The sequence below is a fragment of the Coriobacteriia bacterium genome, assembly GCA_030652115.1.
Taxonomy (GTDB): domain Bacteria; phylum Actinomycetota; class Coriobacteriia; order Anaerosomatales; family Anaerosomataceae; genus UBA6100.
In genome coordinates, this window is the sequence record JAUSBK010000010.1 from 246036 (window position 1) to 268735 (window position 22700).

The 22700-nt window shown below is 65.7% G+C and carries 21 protein-coding genes; 3 read left to right on the forward strand and 18 right to left on the reverse strand.

Translation table 11 applies throughout. The annotated features are described in order from the left end of the window. Positions 1-42: 42 nt before the first annotated feature. The 13 genes from Q7W51_09175 to mraZ form a co-directional block, all read right to left on the reverse strand. Positions 43-744 carry an FtsQ-type POTRA domain-containing protein gene (locus tag Q7W51_09175; protein ID MDO8848541.1) on the reverse strand — a complete coding sequence of 234 codons (702 nt, stop codon included), beginning with the start codon at positions 742-744 and terminating at the stop codon, positions 43-45. Between the two features lie 241 nt (positions 745-985). After that, positions 986-1903 carry a UDP-N-acetylmuramate dehydrogenase gene (gene murB / locus Q7W51_09180; protein ID MDO8848542.1) on the reverse strand — a complete coding sequence of 306 codons (918 nt, stop codon included), beginning with the start codon at positions 1901-1903 and terminating at the stop codon, positions 986-988. Then, positions 1900-3291, reverse strand: a complete 1392-nt coding sequence (gene murC / locus Q7W51_09185; GenBank protein ID MDO8848543.1) for a UDP-N-acetylmuramate--L-alanine ligase — start codon at positions 3289-3291, stop codon at positions 1900-1902. Before murC ends, murB begins: the two co-directional genes overlap by 4 nt. Before the next feature lie 23 nt (positions 3292-3314). Continuing rightward, positions 3315-4403 carry an undecaprenyldiphospho-muramoylpentapeptide beta-N-acetylglucosaminyltransferase gene (gene murG, locus Q7W51_09190; protein MDO8848544.1) on the reverse strand — a complete coding sequence of 363 codons (1089 nt, stop codon included), beginning with the start codon at positions 4401-4403 and terminating at the stop codon, positions 3315-3317. Next, on the reverse strand, positions 4315-5583 hold the full coding sequence (locus Q7W51_09195) for a putative peptidoglycan glycosyltransferase FtsW (protein ID MDO8848545.1): 1269 nt from the start codon (positions 5581-5583) through the stop codon (positions 4315-4317). The genes murG and Q7W51_09195 overlap by 89 nt, the downstream gene beginning before the upstream one ends. Continuing rightward, the gene (murD, locus tag Q7W51_09200) at positions 5567-6967 is read right to left on the reverse strand and encodes a UDP-N-acetylmuramoyl-L-alanine--D-glutamate ligase (GenBank protein ID MDO8848546.1); all 1401 of its coding nucleotides are present in this window, start codon (positions 6965-6967) and stop codon (positions 5567-5569) included. Before murD ends, Q7W51_09195 begins: the two co-directional genes overlap by 17 nt. Before the next feature lies 1 nt (position 6968). Next, entirely contained in the window at positions 6969-8021 is a 1053-nt protein-coding gene (gene mraY, locus Q7W51_09205; protein ID MDO8848547.1) for a phospho-N-acetylmuramoyl-pentapeptide-transferase, read from the reverse strand. Further along, the gene (gene murF, locus Q7W51_09210; protein MDO8848548.1) at positions 8002-9426 is read right to left on the reverse strand and encodes a UDP-N-acetylmuramoyl-tripeptide--D-alanyl-D-alanine ligase; all 1425 of its coding nucleotides are present in this window, start codon (positions 9424-9426) and stop codon (positions 8002-8004) included. Before murF ends, mraY begins: the two co-directional genes overlap by 20 nt. After that, on the reverse strand, positions 9420-10868 hold the full coding sequence (locus tag Q7W51_09215) for a UDP-N-acetylmuramoyl-L-alanyl-D-glutamate--2,6-diaminopimelate ligase (GenBank protein MDO8848549.1): 1449 nt from the start codon (positions 10866-10868) through the stop codon (positions 9420-9422). Before Q7W51_09215 ends, murF begins: the two co-directional genes overlap by 7 nt. Positions 10869-10931: 63 nt before the next feature. Further along, positions 10932-12596: a penicillin-binding protein 2 gene (locus tag Q7W51_09220; GenBank protein MDO8848550.1), complete on the reverse strand. Its 1665-nt coding sequence runs from the start codon at positions 12594-12596 to the stop codon at positions 10932-10934. 86 nt (positions 12597-12682) lie between these two features. Then, positions 12683-13216, reverse strand: a complete 534-nt coding sequence (locus tag Q7W51_09225) for a cell division protein FtsL (GenBank protein ID MDO8848551.1) — start codon at positions 13214-13216, stop codon at positions 12683-12685. A 58-nt stretch (positions 13217-13274) separates the two neighbouring features. After that, positions 13275-14222 (reverse strand): 16S rRNA (cytosine(1402)-N(4))-methyltransferase RsmH, encoded by a 948-nt coding sequence (rsmH, locus tag Q7W51_09230; GenBank protein ID MDO8848552.1) that lies wholly within the window; start codon positions 14220-14222, stop codon positions 13275-13277. A gap of 11 nt (positions 14223-14233) precedes the next feature. Continuing rightward, entirely contained in the window at positions 14234-14668 is a 435-nt protein-coding gene (gene mraZ / locus Q7W51_09235) for a division/cell wall cluster transcriptional repressor MraZ (GenBank protein MDO8848553.1), read from the reverse strand. Positions 14669-15055: 387 nt separating this feature from the next. On the opposite strand from mraZ, the gene Q7W51_09240 reads away from it, so the two are divergent. From Q7W51_09240 to Q7W51_09250, 3 genes are all read left to right on the forward strand, one after another. After that, complete coding sequence (locus Q7W51_09240; GenBank protein ID MDO8848554.1) at positions 15056-15220, forward strand: hypothetical protein; 165 nt, start codon at positions 15056-15058, stop codon at positions 15218-15220. Positions 15221-15335: 115 nt separating this feature from the next. Beyond that, the gene (locus Q7W51_09245) at positions 15336-16340 is read left to right on the forward strand and encodes a DUF4349 domain-containing protein (GenBank protein MDO8848555.1); all 1005 of its coding nucleotides are present in this window, start codon (positions 15336-15338) and stop codon (positions 16338-16340) included. An 11-nt stretch (positions 16341-16351) separates the two neighbouring features. Continuing rightward, the gene (locus tag Q7W51_09250) at positions 16352-16591 is read left to right on the forward strand and encodes a hypothetical protein (protein ID MDO8848556.1); all 240 of its coding nucleotides are present in this window, start codon (positions 16352-16354) and stop codon (positions 16589-16591) included. A 178-nt stretch (positions 16592-16769) separates the two neighbouring features. Here Q7W51_09250 and Q7W51_09255 read toward each other — a convergent pair whose 3' ends face one another. The 5 genes from Q7W51_09255 to Q7W51_09275 all read right to left on the reverse strand — a co-directional run bounded on the left by Q7W51_09255 (position 16770) and on the right by Q7W51_09275 (position 22635). Then, positions 16770-17723 carry an ABC transporter permease gene (locus Q7W51_09255; GenBank protein ID MDO8848557.1) on the reverse strand — a complete coding sequence of 318 codons (954 nt, stop codon included), beginning with the start codon at positions 17721-17723 and terminating at the stop codon, positions 16770-16772. Next, complete coding sequence (locus Q7W51_09260; GenBank protein ID MDO8848558.1) at positions 17713-18840, reverse strand: ABC transporter permease; 1128 nt, start codon at positions 18838-18840, stop codon at positions 17713-17715. Before Q7W51_09260 ends, Q7W51_09255 begins: the two co-directional genes overlap by 11 nt. Then, complete coding sequence (locus Q7W51_09265; GenBank protein ID MDO8848559.1) at positions 18837-20396, reverse strand: ABC transporter ATP-binding protein; 1560 nt, start codon at positions 20394-20396, stop codon at positions 18837-18839. Before Q7W51_09265 ends, Q7W51_09260 begins: the two co-directional genes overlap by 4 nt. 125 nt (positions 20397-20521) lie before the next feature. After that, positions 20522-21598 carry a BMP family ABC transporter substrate-binding protein gene (locus tag Q7W51_09270; GenBank protein MDO8848560.1) on the reverse strand — a complete coding sequence of 359 codons (1077 nt, stop codon included), beginning with the start codon at positions 21596-21598 and terminating at the stop codon, positions 20522-20524. 131 nt (positions 21599-21729) lie between these two features. Further along, on the reverse strand, positions 21730-22635 hold the full coding sequence (locus Q7W51_09275) for a tyrosine recombinase (protein ID MDO8848561.1): 906 nt from the start codon (positions 22633-22635) through the stop codon (positions 21730-21732). Positions 22636-22700: the final 65 nt, after the last annotated feature.

Below are 22700 nucleotides of genomic sequence, written 5' to 3' on the forward strand. Positions count from 1 at the left end.
CACGACACCATGCATGGCGCTGGTCGTGACTCTGTCGGCAGCTCAGTCGCCAAGCTTCCGCGAGATCGGCCTCTCGATGGACCGCACGTCGATGAACACCACGCGATCGCCTTCGGCAGCAAGGATGTCGCCCACGATGACGGACTTCTCCTTCATGTTCACTGCCTCGCCCACCATGATCTCCACGCCCGTCGTGGTGAGAAGCGTCGTCTTGTCTATCGATGGCGCCGTGATCGATCGGACTGTCGAGCGCAGTTCCTCCGAGAGACCGGACAGCACGTCGAGGGCGTTCAGAAGTGTGGCCGACTCGCTCGTCACGCCCGGCTCCGCAACGAAGTCCGGGATGTCGCGTATCACCGGGACGACAGTGGCGCTGCTCGGCACGGACTCCGTCAGCACACGCCCCTGGCTCTCCACGAACCAGAATGAAACGCCGGTGTCCACAACCGCGGCGGGTACCCGCTCCGTGATCTCGATCCGGAGCGTCGAAGGAGGCCGTCTTTGCACGGACGCCTCTTTGATCCACGGGTCCTCAAGGAGCCGGGCCGCGATCGCATCGCCGTCCACTCGGAGGAGCGTCTCTCCTTCCCCGAGAGCAGCGCGCGCTATAACAGCCTCCGACGAGATTGACGAGACGCCGACGACATCCACGCGCTCGATCTCGAAGAGCTGAGAGCCTGAGACCGCCACCCAGAGCACCAACACGCCAGCAACAGCAGCGACAACCAGGGCGGCGCGCACCATGAGTGTGCGCCTCTGCTCCGCTCGCTTCTGCCGACGCTCCAGCTGTTTAGGGCTCGGCACTCGTGCGTTCTTCCGCTCAGGCTTGCCGGGTCCTGGGCGCGACGTCTTCGGCTCGGCGCCGGTCGTGCGCGGCGACCTGCGGCCAGATTCTGTCGCAGGCTCCCGAGCGCTGCCGTCCATAGAGGCGTGCGGATGTGCGGATGCCTTGCGGCTGTTCGTCCCGTGACCGACGTGGACCGTCTTACGCTGGGACGAACGAGCCGAGGAGCCTGATTTCCGGTGTGAGCTCGATGCCATACATGTCCTTGACTGTCATCTGTATCTTCTGGATGAGACCCACGACATCAGATGCCGTCGCTCCGCCCTCGTTCACAATGAAGTTCGCGTGAAGCTCCGACACCCGCGCGCCGCCGAGGCGGGTGCCCTTCAGCCCCGCCGCCTCGATGAGCCGCCCGGCCGAATCGCCCTCGGGGTTGCGGAACACACTGCCCGCGCTGGGGACCCCAAGGGGCTGCGTGGCCTTGCGGCGGTCGAGACTCCGCTCCATCTCGTGACGGATGCGGTTCTTCTCGGCCTGTTCGAGCTGCAGCACGGTCTCGACGATCACCCCGCGCGCCTGCAGCCCGCTCGTCCGGTACCCCCACGCGACCTCCGCGCCTCTCAGCCGGTCCAGGCCCTTCCCCGGCACGTAGAGTGTCACCGACTCCACGATCGACTGCATCCACACGCCACGAGTGCCCGCATTCATCGCCAACGCGCCGCCTACGGTCCCCGGGATGCCTACCGCGAACTCGATGCCGGCGAGCGCCTTTGAGAACGCATCGCGCACGACGTAGGCAAGGATGCACGCCGCGCCCGCTTTGATCTCGGCGCCGTCGACGGAGTGCGCCTTGAACTCCTTACCGAGGACGATCGCCGCGCCCCGGTAGCCCTCGTCGGCGACAAGCAGATTCGACCCCTTGCCAACCACCGTCCAGGGCACGTCGGCCGCACCGCAGATGTCGAGCGCCTCCGACAGGTCGGAGAGCGTGTCGCACGTCACCAGGAGGTCCGCAGGACCGCCGATCCGAAACGTCGTGTGCCGCGCCATCGGCTCGTTCGCCCGGACGTCGCCGGAGAGCCGCTCCCGCAGCAACCCGTATGTCTCGGTCAGACTCACGGCGTCACTCCGGCACGTGCATCCAGTGCCCGAACGATCTCCGGACCGATGGTCGTGACGTCACCCGCGCCCATCGTCATGACCAGGTCGCCCGGGCGGGTCCGCGACACCACGTACTCCTCGATGTCTGCCCGATGCGGGAAGTACGCCGCCTGTGCTCGCGAATCGACAAGCAGAAGCGCGTCGAGCACCGTCTTGCCGGACACGCCGGGAATCGGCGTCTCACCGGCGCTGTACACGTCCATAAGCACCACGCGGTCGGCATCGCCGAACGCCGACCCGAAGTCGGCCCCCAGCACCTCCGTGCGCGAATACCGATGTGGCTGGAAGACCACCCAGATCCGCTCGTATCCGGCCTCACGCGCGCCGGCGAGAGTCGCCCGCACTTCGGTCGGATGATGCGCGTAGTCGTCCACGACGCTCACGCCTCCGACCTCCCCCACACGGTCGAAGCGTCGCCGGACGCCGCTGAAGCGACCGAGAGCCTCCGCGGCGCCCGCCACGTCGAGTCCAAGCGACCACGCGGCCGCAAGCACGCCAGTCGCATTCACGACCATGTGTCGTCCGGGCACGGCTATGCGCACCGGGACACCCGACCCATCGGGGAATGTCACCGAGAAACGATGACCCCGACCGTCGCGCTCGAGGTTCTCGCACCGAACATCGGCGACCTCGGAGAGACCGTACGTCAACACTCGTGCGGGCGAGTGCGTGCGCGCGAGTTCGGCAAGGCGCTCATCGTCCGCACACGCTATCACGACGCCGTCTGCTGCCGTGCGGCTGATGAACTCGGCGAACGTGTCGACGATCGCCTCGAACGAGCCGTAGTGGTCCAGGTGATCGGCTTCCATGTTCGTGATGAGTGACACCTTCGGACTCATGTACAGGAACGAGCCGTCGCTCTCGTCGGCCTCCACGACGTAGTAGCCGCCGCTTCCGCAGCGTGCGTTGGCGCCCATGTCGTTCAGCTCGCCGCCGATGAGGAACGTCGGGTCCAGTCCGATGGAGTCGAGCGCCATCGCCAGCATCGAGCTCGTGGTGGTCTTGCCATGCGTACCGGCGACGGTAAGCGCGACATCATCGCCCGCCAGGTGCGCGAGCATCCTTGCGCGAGGCCACACGGGTATGCCGCGCTGCCGCGCTGCCGCAAGTTCCGGATTGCTCTCGGGGATCGCCGAGGAGACCACGACCACTTCCGGGTCGCCCAGGTTCTCGGCGCGATGACCTATCATCACCTTCACGCCGGCCTCCTGCAGCGCAGTCGCATAGCGGGAAGCCTTGAGGTCCGAGCCGGTCACCACGAGCCCACGGTCATGCAAGACGCGGGCAAGTCCGCTCACGCCCGCCCCGCCGATGCCGATGAAATGCGCGTACGCGGTGGGTTCCACCGCAGCTCCTCTCACTTGTGTGACTACCCGTCCAGCAGAGCGACGACTCGCTCCGTCGCATCACGCCGGCCGAGTGCTGCCGATGCCGCCGCCATTGCGCTGCGCCGCCCGGCGTCCTGTACGATTCCAAGCACAACCTCTCGGAACCGCTCGCTTCCCAGCTCATCGTCGGGCACGAGTTCGGCACCACCCGCTTCGGCAACAGCACGCGCATTCAGCGTCTGGTGATCGTCCGTCGCGTACGGATACGGCACGAGGACCGCTGCGCGCCCGATCGCCGTGATCTCGGCGATCGATGTAGCGCCTGCGCGCGAGATGACGACATCAGCCGCCGCGATCGCGTCGCCCATGGCATCGATGTAGTCGACGACCCTGTAACGGCGCTGGTCACGGCCGAGCGCGTCTGCAACGCGCGACGCCACCGAAGCGGCCTCAATCCTACCTGCCGAGTGGAGCACCTGCAACGACGGCTCCCCCATCAGTTGGGGCGCCAGGCCGACGAACGTGTCATTGATGTGGCGGGCGCCTCTGCTCCCGCCGAATACCAGCAGCACGGTGGCCTCGGCATCCAGGTCGAATGCGGCCCTGCCGCGGAGCCTGTCCGCGCCCAGCACAGCCTCGCGCACGGGGTTGCCCGTCACCACGCCGCGCTCGGGATGAGCCAGGTGCTGCAGCGACTCTTCGTACGTGACGCCCACTGCCCGCGCCCAACGTGACAGAACGCGGTTCGCGAGTCCCGGTACCGAGTTCTGCTCGTGCAACACGAGCGGCACGCGCTTGAGCACTGCAGCGAGTCCGACCGGAAGCGAGACGTAGCCGCCGACGCCAAGAACGACGTCAGGGCCGAAGGTGCGGATCGCCCGCGCCGCACTGCCGATCGACGTCGCGATCAAGGCGGTCGACGAGATGATGGTCAGCGGGTTGCCGCGGTCGAAGCCCTTCGCCGGCACTCCAACGAACTCGATCCCGGCCTCGGGCACCAGTCGTGACTCCAGGCCGTCGGGCGTCCCCACGAACAGGACCTCATGCCCGTCGGCCACCAGCCGGCCGGCCACGGTCAGCGCCGGGTAGATATGCCCCGCCGTGCCGCCGCCACTCAGCAGTACTCGCACGTTCTGACCCCCTGGTCTTGGTCGGTCGCACCAGTCGCATGCGCGTCCCCGAGTTACTCCGGGCTACAGCCAGTATGAGGCCGACGCACGCGAGAGTCAGCGTGAGCGACGACCCGCCGGCGCTCACGAACGGCAGCGGGATGCCGGTGATGGGCATCAGTCCGGTCACAGCCGCCATGTTCATGACCGCCTGCACGACGATCATGGCGGTCAGACCGCCCGCGATCAGACGGCCGAAGAGGTCCTTGCAGTCGAGCGCGATCCGGAACCCGGCGTACGCGAAGAGGCCGAAGGCCACCACCACGGCGAGCGTTCCGGCAAGGCCCAGCTCCTCGCCGATGACGGCGAAGATGAAGTCGGTGTGGGCAGCAGGAAGATAGAAGAACTTCTGCCTCGACAGGCCGAGCCCCACACCGAAGAAGCTGCCCGATCCGAACGCGTACAACGATTGGATGATCTGATAGCCGCCCTTCTGCGGATCGGCCCACGGGTCCAGGAACGCCGTAACGCGGTCCACGCGATAGCCCGCTACGAGCACAAGCAACGCCGCCGAAGGGATGCCGATGGCTGCCATGAGCCCGAACCAGCGTCCTTTGACCCCGCCGAGCCAGAGCAGCACCACCACGCCAAGCAGGAGCGACACAGTCGTGCCCATGTCGGGCTGCAACATGATGAGCAGCACGACCGGGCCGAGCACCGTCGCCATGCGGATGAGCAGCGTACGGTCGTCGATGTGTCCCTTGCGCCACGCCACGAGAAGCACCGCGATCACCGCGAGGCACCCGAGCTTGGCGTACTCCGAGGGCTGCACGTACGCGAAGCCGAGGTCGATGGACCGCGTCGCGCCCCACTTCCCAACGCCTATGGCCTCGACGACGATCAGGCCGAGCAGCGAGACGCCCCACAGACCCCAGGCCACGACCTCGGGACGCCTGATGTCCATGGAGCCACGCTTGCCTGCGCGGAAGTCCCACAACGACCCCAGGTAGAGCGCAACAGCGCCGATGCCGGCGAAGAGCAGCTGCTTCTTCAGGTGATACGCACTGTCGGCGATAGCCGGGTCGGCATAGTCCGCCACCGACGAAGCCGAGTAGACCATCAGCGCCCCACCTACGACGAGGAAGCAGGTGACCCCGAGAAGCACGTACGCCATCGGCGTGAGTCTAGGCTTGCGCGGCATCGGAATCCTCACCTGCCCCGGCTGCAGCGACAAGCGCTTTGAAGCGTCTGCCGCGCTCCTCGTAACCCGAGAACTCATCGAAGGACGTGCACCCCGGTGAGAGCACGACGACCTCGCCGGGCGCAGCCATCTCGCGGGCCGCGTCGATCGCATCGGCCATGCTCCCGACCGACCGCTTCTCGATGGTGAGGCCCTCGAAGGCCCGTTCGAGCTCCTCCCGCGCCTCGCCGAACAGCACCACGCCCCTCGCCCGCGCCGAGACCCGCTCGGCCAGCACGCGCATGTCGATCCCCTTGTTGCGCCCCCCGAGAAGCACGATCAGCGAGCGCTCCCCGAAAGCGGTGAGGGCCTTCATCACCGCGTCCGGATTGGTGGCCTTGGAGTCGTTGAAGTACTCTGCGCCGCCGATGACGCCAGCCGGTTCCAGGCGATGCTCGATCGGCTGGAAGGACACGAGACCACGACGGATCGAGTCCAGGTCGGCCCCTGCAGCGCGCGCACACGCCGCCGCGGCCAGCGCGTTGCTCACGTTGTGATCGCCCTTGATGCCGAGGTCCTCGACAGAGGCGAGCGGATGCCCTTCGCCGAGTTCCTCGAGGATGAGCATGTCACCGTGCAGGTATGCTCCCGCGGCAGGCGTCGAAAGGCGGCTCACCCGGCAGACCGTTGCGCCCCGCCCGCCCGCAGTCTCCGCGTACGATGCCGACCCCGGATCGTCGATATCGATCACGGCCACGTCGCCAGCCACCTGGTGTGCGAACACTTTAGCCTTCTCGGCGGCGTACGCCTCCATCGACCCGTGATAGTCAAGGTGATCCGGGGTGATGTTCAGCAGCGCGGCCACACGCGGATGGAACGTGTCCGCAAGCGTCAGCTGGAAGCTGGAGACCTCGGCCACGATCACGCCCGCTTCGCCGATCTCGCAGGCGACCGCGACCGCGGCAGGACCGATGTTGCCCGCGGGCTCGGCGGCGATGCCGGCTTCGCGCAACAGGTGCGTCACGAGTGAGGTCGTCGTGGTTTTGCCGTTGGTTCCCGTGATCGCCACCCAGGGGGCCACGGAGACCCGGTACGCCAGCTCAAGCTCGGAGATCATGGGCGCTCCGTGCGCGCGGCCAGCGCACATGAGGTCGGACTGTGGCTTGATGCCCGGAGACGCAACGATCAAATCGGCTGGCGGCAGATCGCACGATCCGAGACTGACCTCCGCCCCCGCGCTGCGAAGGCATTCCGCGCGAGCCTCGAGAACGTCTCCTGCGCCCGAATCAACCACGGTCACCCGCACGTCCGCGCCCGCGCGTGCACGATCCAGCGCCCACGATGCCGCGGCTTCACCGGACCTGCCAAGACCCAGTACCAGGAGGTGTCCGGTCCAGTCCCGCATCCTAGACGCCCGCCTTCGTCACGAACCACAGCGCGAATCCGGCACCGGCAAGAATGCCGGTCACGATCCAGAAGCGGACCATCACCTTCGTCTCGCTCCAGCCCTTCATCTCATAGTGGTGATGCAGAGGCGCCATCCGCAGGATCCGTTTGCCGGTGAGCTTGAAGGACGCGACCTGCAACAGCACCGACAGCCCCTCGGCCACATAGATGCCGCCGAGCAGGGGCGAGAGGAGTTCCGTCTTGGTGACCACCGCCAGCGTGGCGATGACGGCTCCCAGCCCGAGAGACCCGGTGTCTCCCATGAAGATGTCGGCCGGAAAGCTGTTGTACCAGAGGAAGCCGAGGCACGCGCCGGCGACGGTGGCGGCGAAGATCGCCAGCTCCAGGTTGTCCTGGGCAAAGGCGATCGCGGCGAATACCAGCATGACGATCATGATGGTGCCGGCCGCCAGACCGTCGAGGCCGTCGGTGAGGTTCACGGTGTTCGAGAACGAGATCACCATGAACGCCACGAACGCCAGGTACAGCCACGGGAATTCGAGGCTGAACCGTCCGACCTCGAACGTAGAGGTGATCACACCCAGGTCCACGTCGCCGAGCCACGGGATCAGCACATGCGGGCTCACGTGCGCCCAATTCACCGCGAGGAAGCCGATGCCGAACGCGATGAGCGTCTGCCCGATGATCTTCGCCCTCGCCGTGAGGCCGAGCGACCGCTCCTTGACGACCTTGGCATAATCGTCGACGAACCCGAGCAGCCCGCACCCGAGCAGCGCGACCAGCGCGATGATCCCGTCCCTGCCGATCTCGCCGAGGCTCAGGTAGACGACCGCGACCACGAGCAGGATGAGCACGCCGCCCATCGTTGGTGTCCCCTGCTTCACCAGATGCCCCTGGGGGCCGTCCGCTCGCACCTGCTGCCCGATGTTCCGGAACCGCAACAGGCGGATCCACAGCGGGAACAGAACGCCTGCAAGGACGAGCGCCAGCACGGCCGCCACGAGGATCTGGTAGGTGGGGTACCGACCTATCTCAGGCAGAAGGTTGAACACGAGGCTCGATCATCCCCTCCACCACTCGCTCAAGTCCCATCACACGCGACGCCTTCACGAGCACCGTGTCACCGGGCTCGGCAAGATCGTCCAGCACCTCGGAGGCCTCGGCTGCCGTACCGCATGGCCGGACACGCTCCGGGTCCATACCCGCCGCGAGCGCGCCCTCGGCGATACGCCGCCCGCGCTCTCCTACCGTGACCAGCACGTCGACCGACGATCCGGCGATCTCCTCACCCAGCTGGAAGTGCGCGAGCTCCGTGAGCGATCCGAGTTCGGCCATGTCCCCGAGCACGGCAATGCGACGTCCGCGCGTGGGCACGTCGCCGAGCGCCGATATCGCAGCCTGCATCGAGGTCGGGTTGGCGTTGTACGCGTCGTTGATCACCGTCAGGCCCGCGGCGCTCTGGAAGGCCTCCATCCGCCACTTCGAGAACGTTGCAGCGTGCAGTCCGCGCACGATGTCGCCGATCGGCAGACCCAGGTGTGCGCCGACCGCTGCGGCGGCGAGCGCGTTGTAGACGTTGTGTCGTCCCGGCACGGGCAAGTTGACCTCGGCGGTCTCCTCGGCGATCGCGAGGGTGAACGATGGTGTCCCGTCCTCGGCGACCTGCACGTCGGCAGCGCGGACGTCGGCAGCTGCCGAGAGGCCGTAGCGGGTGATCGGTGCCGCGGCGAACGTCTCGAGCGTATCGGTCCAGCCGTCGTCGCCGTTGAGGAAGACCCGGCCGTTGTCCGGAATCGCGCGGACCAGCTCTCCCTTGGCCGAGGCGATAGCCTCCTCGGTGCCGAGCACCTCGACGTGACTCACACCCACGTTGGTCACGAGGCCCGCAGTGGGTCGTGCGATCGAGCAGAGGTGCTCGATCTGTCCGGGACCGCGCATGGCCATCTCGACCACGAGCACTTCGGTCTCCGCACCCGCATCCATGACGGTGAGCGGGACCCCAAGCTCGTTGTTGCGGTTCTCGGCGGTCGCTACGACCCGCATCCGGGTCGCGAGCACGCTGCGCAGGAAGTCCTTCGTGGTGGTCTTGCCGGTCGAGCCTGTGACGCCCACGACCGGACACATCAGCCGAGCCCGGTGATGCCGCGCAAGCGCCTCGACTGCCGCAAGCGGGTCGTCCACCCGAACGAGGACTGTCTCCGCCCGTGCGCCGCCGGTGAATGCGGCACGAACCTCGTCGTCGTCCCGGGTCACCACGATGGCGCGGGCGCCGCCGGCCAAGGCCTGCGCGACATATGCGTGTCCGTCTGCATGCTCTCCCGGGAACGCGACGAACGCGGCACCGGGCTCCACGCTGCGCGAGTCGATCACCAGCCCGTTCACCATAGTGGTCCGCGGCCCTTCGAGCAGCTCGCCACCGGTCACTTCCAGCAGTGTCTCCACCGAGAGTGTCAGCACAGCGATATCAACTCCTCGCGCGCCACTTCGCGATCGTCGAAGTGAACGGTCCTGTCCGCGAAGATCTGATAGTCCTCGTGGCCCTTCCCGGCAATGAGCACGGCGTCGCCTTCACGTGCGTGCTCCAGGGCAGCACGGATGCCTGCACGCCGGTCCACCTCCACACTGTACTGTGTGGCAGTCCGGCGAAGGCCGTCTTCGATGCTGAGGATGATGCCGACCGGATCCTCGCTCCGCGGGTTATCAGTCGTCACAACGACCTCATCGGAGCCTTCACCCGCGGCGAAACCCATCAGCGAGCGCTTGTCGGGGTCGCGGTCCCCTCCGCATCCGAAGACGGTGATCACGCGTCCCGGGGTGACCTCCCGGACAGCGCGAATCGCCTTCGCGAGGCTGTCCGGCGTGTGCGCATAGTCCACGAGCACCGAGAAGGGCTGTCCCTCGTCGATGCGCTCGAGGCGACCCGGCACCTGAGGCGCCTGCTCAAGGCCGCCGACGACGATGCCGAGATCCACGCCGAGCGCGAGAGCGGATGCCGCCGCCACAAGCGCGTTGCTCACGTTGAACGCCCCGGCCAGAGGCAGCGCAACGCATGCCTCGCCGACAGGTGTGACCAGCGTGAACGACGTGGAGGTGGGACTTGGCGACTCGTCAGTGGCTCTGACCATGGCATGTGGATCCCTGCCCACGGTCCAGCACGACGAGATTTCTCCGGCGAGCGCGAGACCACAGGAATCGTCGATGTTGACGACCCGTTCGGCCACATCCATCTCGGTGAACAGCCGCCGCTTGACCGTCCAGTACTCCTCGAGCGTGTTGTGGTAGTCCAGATGGTCCTGCGTGAGGTTCGTGAATGCCGCTACGGCGAAGTGGACGCCGTCGACGCGGTGCAGGTCGATCGCATGAGACGACACCTCCATCGACACACCGGAAACGCCGTCGTCGCGCATGCGCGCGAGCAGCGCCTGCAGATCGGCGGACTCGGGTGTGGTACGCGCCGACGGCAGTCGCTGTCCTCCGACGCGGGTCTCCACCGTGCCGATGAGACCGGTCGTCCGACCATCGGCGCGCAGGATGCTGTCCAGCAGGTACGTGGTGGTCGTCTTGCCGTTGGTGCCCGTGATGCCCACGACATCGAAGGCCCGGCTCGGCTCGCCGTAGAAGCGGGCGGAGGCTACCGCAAGTGCCCGGCGCGTGTCCGGGACCACGAACTCGGGAACGCCAAGGGACTGCTCCCGGGTGCACACGACCGCCGTAGCTCCACGGGCAACGGCATCAGCTGCAAAGTCATGACCGTCATGGCGGAAGCCGGGAATGCAGAAGAAGGCATCGCCCTGCCGCACGGTGTCCGAGCGGTACGCGATGCCTGAGACGCCGACCGACCGGTCGTGACCGGTCGCACCGCATCCGTCGAGCAGTTGTAAGAGGTTCGCTTCTGTCACCGATTCCTGCCGCTCCAGAGCCGAATCATTCTACCATCGCCCTCGCGCCCGCCTTCGTCGGCATCAGGGCTGTGACACTCCCGTTACCGGGTCGCCTGGCGGGACCTTCAGATGCTCCACGCAGAACTGCGCGATCCTCGAAAACGTCGGCGCGGCCACGGTCCCTCCGTAAATCGCATTGGACGGCTCGTCGAGGGTCACGATGATGAGGACCCGGGGGTCCTCGGCAGGTATGAAACCCGAGAACGAGGCCACGTACTTGCCCGCCTCGTAGCCCGCCCGACCGTCGGTGCGCGCCTTCTGCGCGGTGCCGGTCTTGCCAGCGACCTGATAGCCGGCAACCGCGGCCGCCGAGCCTGTACCCTCGTTCACCACGTCAGTCAGCACGATGCGCATCGCCTGAGCGGTCTCGGGAGTGATCACACCGTCTGTCACCGGCCACTCGGCCATCGCCTCGGACGATTCAGGAACCTCCGCGAGAAAGTGCGGCGTCACGAGCGAACCCCCGTTTGCGATGGCCGCAAGCGCGCGCGACAGCTGAAGCGGCGTCACCGACACGCCCTGGCCGAACGGGATCGTCGCGATGGACGAGGACGACCACTGATCGGTCGTCGGAAGCCAGCCTTTGACCTCGCCCGGATAATCGACCCCCGTCTTCTCCGTCATCCCGAACCGCGAGAAGTAGCCGTAGAGGTCATCCTCGCCGAGCGCCATGCCTAAGACGACCGCGCCGACGTTCGATGAGTTGGTCACGATCTCTGTCAGAGACCAGTTCACGGTCCCGCGGTCGTGTGACTCATGAATCGTCCGTCCGCCGACCTCGATAGTCGGGGGCAGTTCGAACATGCTGGTGGGTGCGAACAGCCCGGTGTCCATGACCGCCGCTGCCGTGAACGACTTGATGGTGGACCCGGGCTCGTAGGTGTCGACGATCGGGCGGTTGCGGTAGTTGTCCGTCCCGTATGAGCCGAAGTCGTTGGGGTTGAACTGCGGTACCGACGCCATCGCGAGGATCTCTCCGTTCCTCGGATCCATCACGATGACCGACCCCGCAGCAGCCCCCCACTTCTGGACGGCCTCAGTGAGTGCGATCTGCGCCTGATACTGGATGTCCTTGTCGATCGTGAGCATGATGTCTTCGCCGTCGATGGCCTCCTCCTCGAAGGTGACGCCACCGGGAATCGGGCGGCCCTGCGTGTCCCGCTCGGCGATCAGCCTACCTTCCTCACCGGCGAGGAGTTCGTCGTAGTACAACTCGAGTCCGGAGAGACCCTCATCGTCCACGCCGACGAAGCCGAGCACCTGACATGCAAGCTCGTTGCTCGGATACACCCGCCTCGAGTCCTCGATGAAGCCGAGACCCTCGATGCCCAGATCGGCGAGCACCTTCGCCTCGCCGACATCCGCTTTCCGCGCGATGTACACGAAGCTTGCGTCCCGTGAGAGCCTCTCGAGATAGACTGCGGGATCGCCGCCGAGCGTGGAGGCGATTGCGTTCGCGGTGCCTTGCTTGTCCACTATCGACGACGGCACCGCGTACACGGTTCTTGCTTCCACAGTCTCGGCGAGGACTTCACCCTCCCGGTCGAGGATGAATCCCCTCTGGGGGCTCAGCACGATGTCGCTGGTGCGCTGCTCTTCGGCGGCCGCTGCGTACGTGGGTCCGTTGATCGCCTGGATGTAGACGAGCCTGCCCACGATGATCGTCAGCCCAAGAACGAGAACCACCAGAAGCGACGAAAAGCGCCCTGAACGCGATGGGCGCTTGCTGCTGGCGCTCGGTGTCCTGCGCGCCGCTGTTCGACGGGGCGCGCTCATCTGAACGAGCCGAGTCCCACATCACCGACCAGCATGACCTCGGCCTCTCCCGCTGCCAGATCCATGAGAGTGGCGAGCAGCTCAGCGCCGCCGGAGGAGTCCGGTGCCGCCACAGGAGCAGTCGGCTCCGCAGGGGCGCTGTCCTCCCCAGGCAACTGCAGGTATGCGATCTGGGCCGGCCGTGCCATGTTCAGCGTCTGACAGGCCACCGCCTCGATGCGCGAGGGAGCAGCGAGCGCGCTGCGGTCGGCCTGGAGGGCACGTCCAGCGAGTTGTTCGGCCTTGACCTCCGCCTTGAGCTCCCAGGCGTCCATCGATGCCTCCGCCGCCTGTGCGGCAAACGTCACCCGGGCAGCGCCAGCCAACGCCAGGATCGCGAGGCACAGTGTGGCTGCGCGAAACAGGCCCGAGGCAGCGGCCGCTGTGCGCGCGGCGCTCTTGCGGCGTCCGCCACGCACGAGACGCAACACCGGACGGGCCACACGGGCCGGACGGGCGTCGCGCATGATCTTGTGTGCCGCTGAGCCCACGTCCCGTGGGCCTCCTTCCTGCTACGCTCCCCGCCCTGAGGCGGGTCCCCTTGGTTCACTACACTCGCTCTGCGACCCTCAAGCGCGCACTCCGCGCCCGGGGGTTCCGTTCCACCTCGTCGTCCGTCGGAACGAGCGGCCGCTTGGTCACGATCCGGAGTACCGGCTCCTGCCCGCACCTGCAGACCGGCAGGTCGGGAGGGCAAACACACCCCTGCGCGAGCTCGCTGAATATGTCGCGGACAATCCCATCCTCAAGAGAGTGGTAGCTGATGACCGCGATGCGACCACCCGGAGCAAGCCATCGAACGGCCGCGCGCAGCCCTCGTTCGAGGACCTCGAGCTCCCGGTTCACTTCGATGCGCAGCGCCTGGAACGTGCGCCGTGCCGGATGGCCCCCGGTCCTGCGTGCCGCCGCCGGGATCGCCGCCTTCACGATCTCGACGATCTCACCCGTGGTGGTAAGGCGGTGTTGGCCTCGCGCGGCTACGACGAATGCTGCGATGCGCGAGGCCCACCGTTCCTCACCGTACTCGCGCAGGATTCGCGTGAGCTCGGGTTCGGAGTACGTATTGACGATGTCAGCCGCGGTAGGCTGCGACGTAGAGGAGTCCATCCGCATATCGAGCGGAGCATCCTCCTGGTAGGTGAAGCCGCGGCCGACATGGTCGAGCTGGGGAGATGAGACGCCGAGATCGAAGAGGAACGCGTCCACGTACGGGATGCGGGCTTCAAGCAGTACCTCGTCGAGATTCCCGAAGTTCCCCTTGAGAAGCACGATGGGGGTAAGTTCCTGCTGGCCGAGGCGTAGTGTGTCTGCTGCTGCGGTGAGTGCGGCGTCATCTTGATCGATTCCCACCACGATCCCGGTGGGTGCTACAAGCTGCGTGATCCGCTCCGTGTGTCCTGCCCCGCCTAAGGTACAGTCAACGAAGATGGAGCCGTCGTGTAAGGTCAGCTGCTGCGTGACCTCGGCCAGCAAAACTGGGGTGTGCCGGTATTCCATTCTCAAGGACCCTAAAGGATGCCGAGTTCGGCGAGCTTGCTCGTCACTTCCTCGATCCGGCCTTCGGCGGCCTTGTTATAGGCCTCCCACGCACCGGAGTCCCAGATCTCGACGCGATTACCGTTACCTATGACGGCCACATCTCGCTCGAGACCCGCCCACTCACGGAGCTTCACCGGGATACTGATGCGCCCTGCAGAATCAAGATCGTCATCCTTCGCGTGGGCCGCGAAGTGACGTCGGGCTATCCGAAGGTCCTCGCCAAAGTCCATCTGGCTGACGAGGCTGGCAAGGAAGGCTTCAAACTCCGTCGGATCGAACAGGTAGAGGCACTTCTCGATGCCCTGTACTACGACGTAGCTTCCGGAGAGCTGATTGCGGAACTTCGCAGGCAGCGACAGGCGCCCCTTGGCGTCCAGCGTGTGCTGGTACTCGCCGAGAAACATCCCTGTCCCTCCCCACTTCATCCCGCAATGCGTGCCCCACAGGCACCGGCTTGTGCCTAATGTATGCCACTACATCCCACTTTGCAACACTTTCTGCGCATTTCCTCCACTGCGGCCTACCCCACCCCCCGGGGTCCCCTCGGAGGTGCGACGCGTACCATCACGCGCCGGTCCTCACCGGCCGTGCGTCGCCGTTCCCGGAATCGGGTACGTCATTGATGAACCCAGACCCCCTGATCGCACGTCATACGGAACGACAGGCAGGAATCGGACCTTGACAGTGGAATGGAGTAGGGACAGCACCGGTCTCTCGCCGCGGTTGCCCGTGCAGGGCGCTCACGGTAGAATCCGGCTAGCACACGAATCCGATGGAGGTGAACAGCCCCTATGTACGGATGGTTCAACATCGGTAACGAGGTTTCCGGCATCATGTTCAACATGGTGATGGTCGTCTTCGGGGTGGTCGTCGCGCTCGCGATAGGCTTCCTCGTCTACGCCGCCAAGAAGCTCAAGAAGGCCGAGGAGACCATCGCCTCCCTTAAGGGCGAGTAGCTCCACTCCATTCTCACTGTCTCGACCGAACGCCCTTTGACCTGTCAGACAAAGGTCACAAGGGCGTTCGTGCATTCACGGCAAAGGTGCACCGCCCGGAAGGAGGAGCCCGGTCATGAAGCGCAGGACAGGAACACGGGTGGCTGCGGGACTGTTGACGGCGCTGCTGCTCGTCAGCGTCCTTGCAGGCTGTGCGGGCGAAGAAGCCGCCGTTGATGAGGTCGGCCGTGCCGTGGGGGGCAGCGAGCCCATGGCAGCTACCGATGCCGGCGTTTCCGAAGAGTACGCCGAGTCGGACAAGGCCGTGCAGACCACGTCTGCGGAAGGCACGACTGCTGAAACCGATCGCCTGATCATCCGCACGCAAACGATGCGCGTCGAGGTGGAGAGCACGCCCGATGCGGTCGAATCGCTCCGCGGACTGGCAAAGACCAACGGCGCGGTGATCACCGACCTCCAGGTGGCCACCGACACCGACGAGTGGCTGTACCGCTACGACGAGTACGGATACTCCGTGGGCGACGGCGCGGCGCTGCGGGGCTGGATGACCGTTCGGGTGCCCGCAGAGTCCCTTGATGCGTTCGTCACCGGGGCCATGGCCCTCGGCAGCGTGAAGTACCAGGCCGAGGACACCCAGGACGTGACCGAGCAGCACGTAGACCTCACCGCCCGCCTGGCCAACCTGCAGGCACAGGAGGTCAGGCTGCGCACGTTCTTCGACGCCGCACAGAATGTGACCGACATGCTGGCGATCGAGGCGGAACTCAACAGGGTCCGCCAGGAGATCGAGAGCATGCAGGCCCAGGTCACCTACCTGGAACGTCAGGCCGCCATGGCCACCGTGACCATCGAACTCACCGAGGAGCAGGCGGTCGTACGGCCCGACGGCGAGGACTGGGGCCTCGAGGATGCCGTGACCGACGGGATCCAGGGAGCTGCCGGCGTTCTCGGGTTCGTGATCCGGCTTGTGCTCGCCACGCTTCCGCTCTGGGTGCCCGCTCTCATCATCCTGTTCGTGGTCTGGATGATCGTGAAGCGTCGCCGCGCCAAGCGCCTCGCCGAAGCCACCGCATCGGCGGAGGTCGCCTACTCGGCACCGAACGATCAGACGGGCGAGTGAACGTGCGGCTCATGCCGCGACTCAGAATGCCGCTGTGGGCGGCGGTCGTGATCCCGACCGCCGCCTACGCCGTTCGTAGCCTCGTCAGGGGAAGCGTGTCTCCCGATCTGCCTGCAGACGCACTGGCATTCGGCGCGCTCGCTCTCGTGCTCGGCCTAGCCGCGCTGTACCGCGCGTCCACGCACGACAGCCGCGACGAGCTGACCGAACAGGTGGACGGTGGCGACGGCGCAGAAGGCACCGAGCGGTAGCAGGCCAAGATCCACAGCGGGGTCAAGCCCTGAGACCCCCGGTGCGCCGGAGCCGCCGACAAGCGTAAGCCACCCGCCGAGCGCGACACCGATCGCGGCCCCGAGGCCCCAGGACGCTGCCCAGAAGAGCGCGCCCGTAATGCGGAAGCGCTCTCTGCGACGGTCCAACAGCACGTCGCTAGCCCTTCTCGTAGGGCACGCCGACCTGGGCGGGACCGACGGCCCGACCGATGACACCTGCGAGAACGACGACTGTCACCACATACGGCACCATCAGGAAGAACTCGGGGGGCAGGTCGATCACATCGCGGAACGGCTGAAGCTTGATCTGAAGAGCATCCGCAAAGCCGAACAGCAGCGATGCGAGGTACGATCCGATCGGCGTCCAGCGGCCGAAAATGTTCGCGGCCAGCGCGATGAACCCTCGCCCGTTGGTAAACCCCTCCTGGAAGACGCCAACCTGCTCGATGCTCAGATTCGCCCCGGCAAGACCTCCGAGCGCGCCGCTCATGAGCACGGCCATCCAGCGTCCCCGCGCCACGCTCACGCCTGCGGTATCAACAGCCCTCGGATGCTCGCCAAGTGCACGAAGACGCAGTCCCCACCTGGTGTGATACATCGCCCAGTGCGCCCCGACTGCGATGATGACCGCGAGGTAGACGAGCGGGGTGTGGGACAGGAACACCCCGTTGATCCACCGCCAGACCTCTCCAAGGAACCCGTCCCCCATCGCGCCGAAGCCGAATACCGGCTGCAGAGTCGGAATGGGCTGTGTCGTGCCGGGATGGCCGTACCACAGCTCCATGAGGAACCCGGTGAGTCCGAGAGCCAACAGGTTGATCGCCGTACCCGAGACCACCTGGTCCGTGCGCAAGTTGACCGAAGCCAGGGCGTGCACCGCAGAGATACCGACCCCGGCGAGCACCGCCACGAGCACTCCGAGCCACGGGCTGCCGGTTGCGAGCACTGTTGCGGTGCCGAAGAACGCGCCGATGAGCATGATGCCCTCGAGCGCGATGTTCACGACACCGGAGCGTTCGCAGATAGTGCCGCCGATCGCCGCAAGCGCGAGTGGCGTCGCCATACGGAGCGCCGCAGCGAACAGGTCCGGCGTGATGATGTCACTCAGCACCGCTGGCCACCTCCTTCTGACGCTTGCGGATGAACCAGTTCACGATGCCCTCGGCTGCGACGAAGAAGATCACCAGCGCCTGGATGATGAGGATGATCTTCTGTGACACGCCTGCCTCCAGTTGCATCGTCCCGCTGCCCGCCGACAACGCACCGAACAGCAGTGCTGCAGCGATGATGCCGAGCGGGTGATTCTTGGCCAGAAGTGCCACAGCGATGCCGGTGAACCCGACTCCTGAGGAGAACTGGTCGAAGATCCGGTGGTGGAGTCCCATGACCTCGACGCCGCCTGCCAGCCCGGCGAGCGCCCCTGAGATGCACAGCGCTTTGACCGTTGTCCACTGGACCGAGATACCCGCCGTCTCCGCCGCCCACGGACTCAGGCCGACAGCGCGGTTCTCATAGCCGAGCGTGGTGTAGCGCAGCACCAGCCAGATCCCGACCGCCGCGGCGATCGCGATCAGGACGCCGAGGTGGGCGCGACCGAGGTTGAGGTACGGGAACGCCTCGATAGCACCCTCCGAAAACAGCGACTGGATGCGCGGAATCTGGGCTGACTCGGTCAGTGAGACCGTCTGCGGTATCTGGCCTGGAGCCTTGATGGGGCCGGCAGTCAGCCACGCGACGACGTAGCGGGCGATGTGCGAGAACATCATCGTGGTGATGACCTCATGCGCCCCGATCCGAGCCTTGAGAATCGCCGGAATGAATGCCCACGCCGCACCTGCCAACGCCGCGGCTACGATGAGGGTGGGAATCGTCACCATCGGGGGAAGCGCGGCCATCTGCACACCGAGCCACGCGGCGAGCAGACCTCCCATCATCAGCTGCCCTTCGGCGCCGATGTTGAACAGCCCTGCGCGGAAACCATACCCTACCGCCAGACCGGCCAAGATGAGCGGAGTGGACCGCAGGATCGTCTCTCCGGTCTGCCTCGGACCACCGAACGCGCCCTTGAACAGAGCAGCGAACGCCGCACCGGGATCGTATCCCGCAATCCAGATGATGAGCGAACCCACGCCGATTGCGAGCACGGTGGAGATGATCGGCATGCCGACCTTCTGCACCGCGGACATCCACGCGCGTTGAGCAGGCACAGCCTCTCTCGGTTCACTCATGCGCCCACCCCCGATCCTGCCGGCGACACATCGGCGGCGCCCTCAAGCTTCGTGCCGCCGCCGCCCGTCATGTGGTAGCCGAGCGTCTCGGCATCCGCTTCATCGGCGGAGAACTCCTTGACGATCCGGCCCTCGTACATGACCAGGATCCGGTCGGCAAGGGAGAGAACCTCTTCGAGCTCCAGGCTGATCAGGAGTACCGCCTTGCCTGCCGTGCGCTCGGCGATTATCTGCCGATGCACGAACTCGATGGCCCCAACATCCAGCCCGCGCGTCGGCTGCGCCGCGACGAGCAACTCGGGGTTCCTGCCGATCTCGCGTGCGACGACCACCTTCTGCTGGTTGCCGCCGGAAAGGCTCGACGCGATGACCTTCTCCGATGGAGTGCGGATGTCGTAATCTGCGATGCGCTTCTTTGCCATCGAGGTGATCTCACGCGGGTGCATGACACCGCGCGTGGCGTACGGCTTCACTCGGTGGTCGCCCAGTACCAGATTCTCGGCAAGGTTGAACGAAAGCACCAGGCCGCGCCGATGCCGGTCCTCGGGGATGTGGGACACTCCCACCTCGATCGAGGATCGTGCGCTCGCATGCGTGATGTCCTTGCCTTTGAGGGTGATGCTGCCCGACTCCGGCCGGCGCAGGCCCACGAGCGCCTCGACGAGCTCGGTCTGACCGTTCCCGCTGACCCCCGCGATGGCCACGATCTCGCCACCACACACGGTGAAGGTGACCCCGGCCACGGCACTCAAGCCCCTGTCGCTCTTGACCGCGAGATCACGGATGTCCAGGACCGTCTCGCCGCACTGCGAGGGCTCCTTGTCGATCCGCAGCACCACATCCCGGCCGACCATCAAGCGTGCGAGACCGATCTCATCGGTCTCGGAGGGACGGACCTCCCCGACCACGGCTCCATCACGCATTACGACGATGCGATCCGCGACGGCCATGACCTCCTCGAGCTTATGGGTGATGAAGACGACCGACAGCCCCTCGTCCACGAGCGATTGCACGACGGCGAACAACTCACGGACCTCCTGCGGTGTGAGGACCGCGGTCGGCTCATCGAGGATGAGGACCCGGGCTCCTTGATAGAGCGCCTTCAGGATCTCCACCCGCTGCTGCAGTCCGACCTCCAGATCGCTGATGCGAGCATCCGGGTCGATGCGCAGCCCGTAGCGCTCTGAGATCTCCGCCACCTTCTGGCGCGCCGCGTTCATATCGATGATGCCCAGACGCCCGGGCTCCCTGCCGAGCACGATGTTCTCTGTCACCGTGAGCGGCTCGACGAGCATGAAGTGTTGATGAACCATGCCGATGCCGAGATCGATCGCTTGCTTGGATGATCGGATCTTCACGGGGCGTCCGTCGACCAGTATCTCGCCGTGATCCGCCGACAGCAGGCCATAGACGACGTTCATCAGGGTGGACTTGCCGGCCCCGTTCTCACCCAGGAGCGCCACTATCTCCCGCTCTTCCAGTGTGAGCGAGACCCTGTCATTAGCCACCACACCCGGGAACACCTTCGTGACCTCGCGCAGTTCGAGAACCGGCATCAGTATTCCTCTCGAACGGACCTATCGAACACCCGGTACGCGGGAGGGGCGACCCGCTTTCGCCGGCCGCCCCTCGAGTGTAGCGCAGTGTGCGGGTGCTGGTGCACGCATCCGCACGACGCGTTCTAGAGCGCTTCCGGCACTGTCACCGTACCGTTGATGATGTCATCGCTGGCCTTTTCGACCGCGTCTTTGATCGACTGCGGGACCTTCGACTCGAAGTCGTGCCACGGGGCAAGGCCCACGCCGCCTTCCTTGAGACCGAAGACCTGCATCGTGCCACCCGGGAAATCGCCGTCGACCATCGCCTTGATGAGATCGAACACCACGATATCGATGTTCTTCATCATCGAGGTCAGCATCACGTCACCCGAGTTGGCGATCGTGTTGTACTGGTCGGCATCGACACCGATGAACAGCGCGCCCTTCTCCTGGCATGCGCGCACGGTGCCCTCACCGCAACCGCCCGCGGCGGCGTAGATGACGTCGGCTCCCTGGTCGATGAGCGAGAGGCCAAGTTCCTTGCCCTTCGCGACATCATCCCAGCTGCCGGTGTACAGCGCGACAACCTGAACGTCAGGATTGACGGACTTGGCGCCCGCCTCGAAGCCGGCCTGGAACTTGCGGATCAGCGGCACATCCATGCCGCCCACGAAACCTATGACGTTCTTGTCGTTCAGCCGGTCATCGAAGGTGTCCTTGGTCGCCAGCCCTGCCACAACACCGGCCAGGTAGCTGCCCTCGTTCTCTTTGAACCCAACGCCGACGACGTTCTCCGGCACCGGATCGAAGAACCCGTCGATGTTGATGAACATCGTGTCCGGATACTCCCCGCAGATCTTCGAGACGGTGTCTGTCAGCAGGAAACCGGTCGCCACGAGCGGAGAGTACCCTGCCAGCGCGAGTTCCTGGAGGTTGGGCTCGTAGTCGTTGATCGTTGCAGACTCGAGGACCCTGACCTCCACGCCGAGCTCTGACTCGGCCTTTTCGAATCCCTGCCACGTCAAGTCGTTGAACGACTTGTCGCCGAGGCCTGCGGTATCGGTGATCATCGCCGCCTTGACATCCGTCGCCGACTCCTCGGTCGTTTCCTCGGTGGTCTCCTCTTCGGGCTCCTCCTCGGTCGCACATGCGGGCACAAACGCCAGGACCAGCGACAGCGCCAGCAGCACGATGAGGACCTTGCTCAGCTTCTTGTTCACTCTGCGATCCGCCTCCCTATACAGAATCTGGGTACATCTCATACTTTTTACCCCCACTGCTCGTGGAGTAGCGCACTTTTCCTGACGGAATCTGACGTACTGACAGCGAGCGACAAGCGCAACCCTGCGTCTCAGCGAAGGCGAGCGCGAGGATGCGTGGTGAGGTACTCCTCGCGAACGTGCGCGCGATCGACGTGCGTGTACACCTGCGTGGTGCTGATGTCCGCATGTCCGAGCATCTCCTGCAGGGCGCGCAACTCGGCGCCGCCCTGAAGCATGTGAGTCGCGTACGAGTGACGGAGGGTGTGCGGATGGAGCTGCAGGCCGACCCGGCCACCATACGTCCGCACCAGCCCGAATACCGCCTGCCGTGTCAGACGGCCGCCACGGACGTTCAAGAAGACGGCCGACGGGTCCTGTCTCGAGGTGGACTTCTTCGCCCTCAGGTAGGGACGCCCGTGCGCGAGATACTCCTCCAGCGCACGCTTGGCCGCGCCAGCGACGGGCACAAGTCGCTCCTTGCCCCCCTTGCCCATCACCCGGATGAACCCGCCATCGAGGTCCAGGTCGAGCAGGTCGAGGCCGGTGAGTTCGCTCACCCGCAGACCGCATCCGTAGAGCGCCTCCAGGGCGGCACGATCACGGTAGCCGACCGGCCCGGACGGGAACGGCTGTGTGAGCAGCCTGTCCGCATCGTCGATCGAGATGACCTCCGGGAGGCGCGTCGGCACCTTCGGAAGTGCCAGATCCACCGTGGGATGGTTGTCGGTGAGGCCCTCCCTCACAAGGAAGGCGTGGAAGCTCTTGACCGCGGCGATCTTGCGCTCGACGGTGCTCGGCGCCATGCCCTTGTTCTGGAGCTCCGCCATGAACGACGTGACGTCATCGCGGGTGGCGCTCAGCGGTTCGGCCGACCGGCTCGCGAGATGCGCGAGGTACGTGCGGAGGTCGCCGCCGTAGGCGCTGATGGTGTGCTCGGACGCCCCGCGCTCGACCGTGAGGTAACCGAGGAAATCATCCAGAACTCGTTCGCTCATGGTGAAGATAGTAGCGCACTTTCGGAGCGAAAGGCGAAGATTTTGGGACAAGCGGCGCAATTTCG

Bases quoted from the DNA above. Each gene is read 5' to 3' on its own strand.
- mraZ (MDO8848553.1), bottom strand. From the start codon at position 14,668: ATGTTTCTCGGCGAGTACCAGCACACGCTGGACGCCAAGGGGCGCCTG.
- Q7W51_09245 (MDO8848555.1), top strand. From the start codon at position 15,336: ATGAAGCGCAGGACAGGAACACGGGTGGCTGCGGGACTGTTGACGGCG.
- Q7W51_09195 (MDO8848545.1), bottom strand. From the start codon at position 5,583: ATGCCGCGCAAGCCTAGACTCACGCCGATGGCGTACGTGCTTCTCGGG.
- murD (MDO8848546.1), bottom strand. From the start codon at position 6,967: ATGCGGGACTGGACCGGACACCTCCTGGTACTGGGTCTTGGCAGGTCC.
- Q7W51_09260 (MDO8848558.1), bottom strand. From the start codon at position 18,840: ATGAGTGAACCGAGAGAGGCTGTGCCTGCTCAACGCGCGTGGATGTCC.
- Q7W51_09240 (MDO8848554.1), top strand. From the start codon at position 15,056: ATGTACGGATGGTTCAACATCGGTAACGAGGTTTCCGGCATCATGTTC.
- Q7W51_09175 (MDO8848541.1), bottom strand. From the start codon at position 744: ATGGTGCGCGCCGCCCTGGTTGTCGCTGCTGTTGCTGGCGTGTTGGTG.
- Q7W51_09265 (MDO8848559.1), bottom strand. From the start codon at position 20,396: ATGCCGGTTCTCGAACTGCGCGAGGTCACGAAGGTGTTCCCGGGTGTG.
- rsmH (MDO8848552.1), bottom strand. From the start codon at position 14,222: ATGGAATACCGGCACACCCCAGTTTTGCTGGCCGAGGTCACGCAGCAG.
- Q7W51_09275 (MDO8848561.1), bottom strand. From the start codon at position 22,635: ATGAGCGAACGAGTTCTGGATGATTTCCTCGGTTACCTCACGGTCGAG.
- Q7W51_09250 (MDO8848556.1), top strand. From the start codon at position 16,352: ATGCCGCGACTCAGAATGCCGCTGTGGGCGGCGGTCGTGATCCCGACC.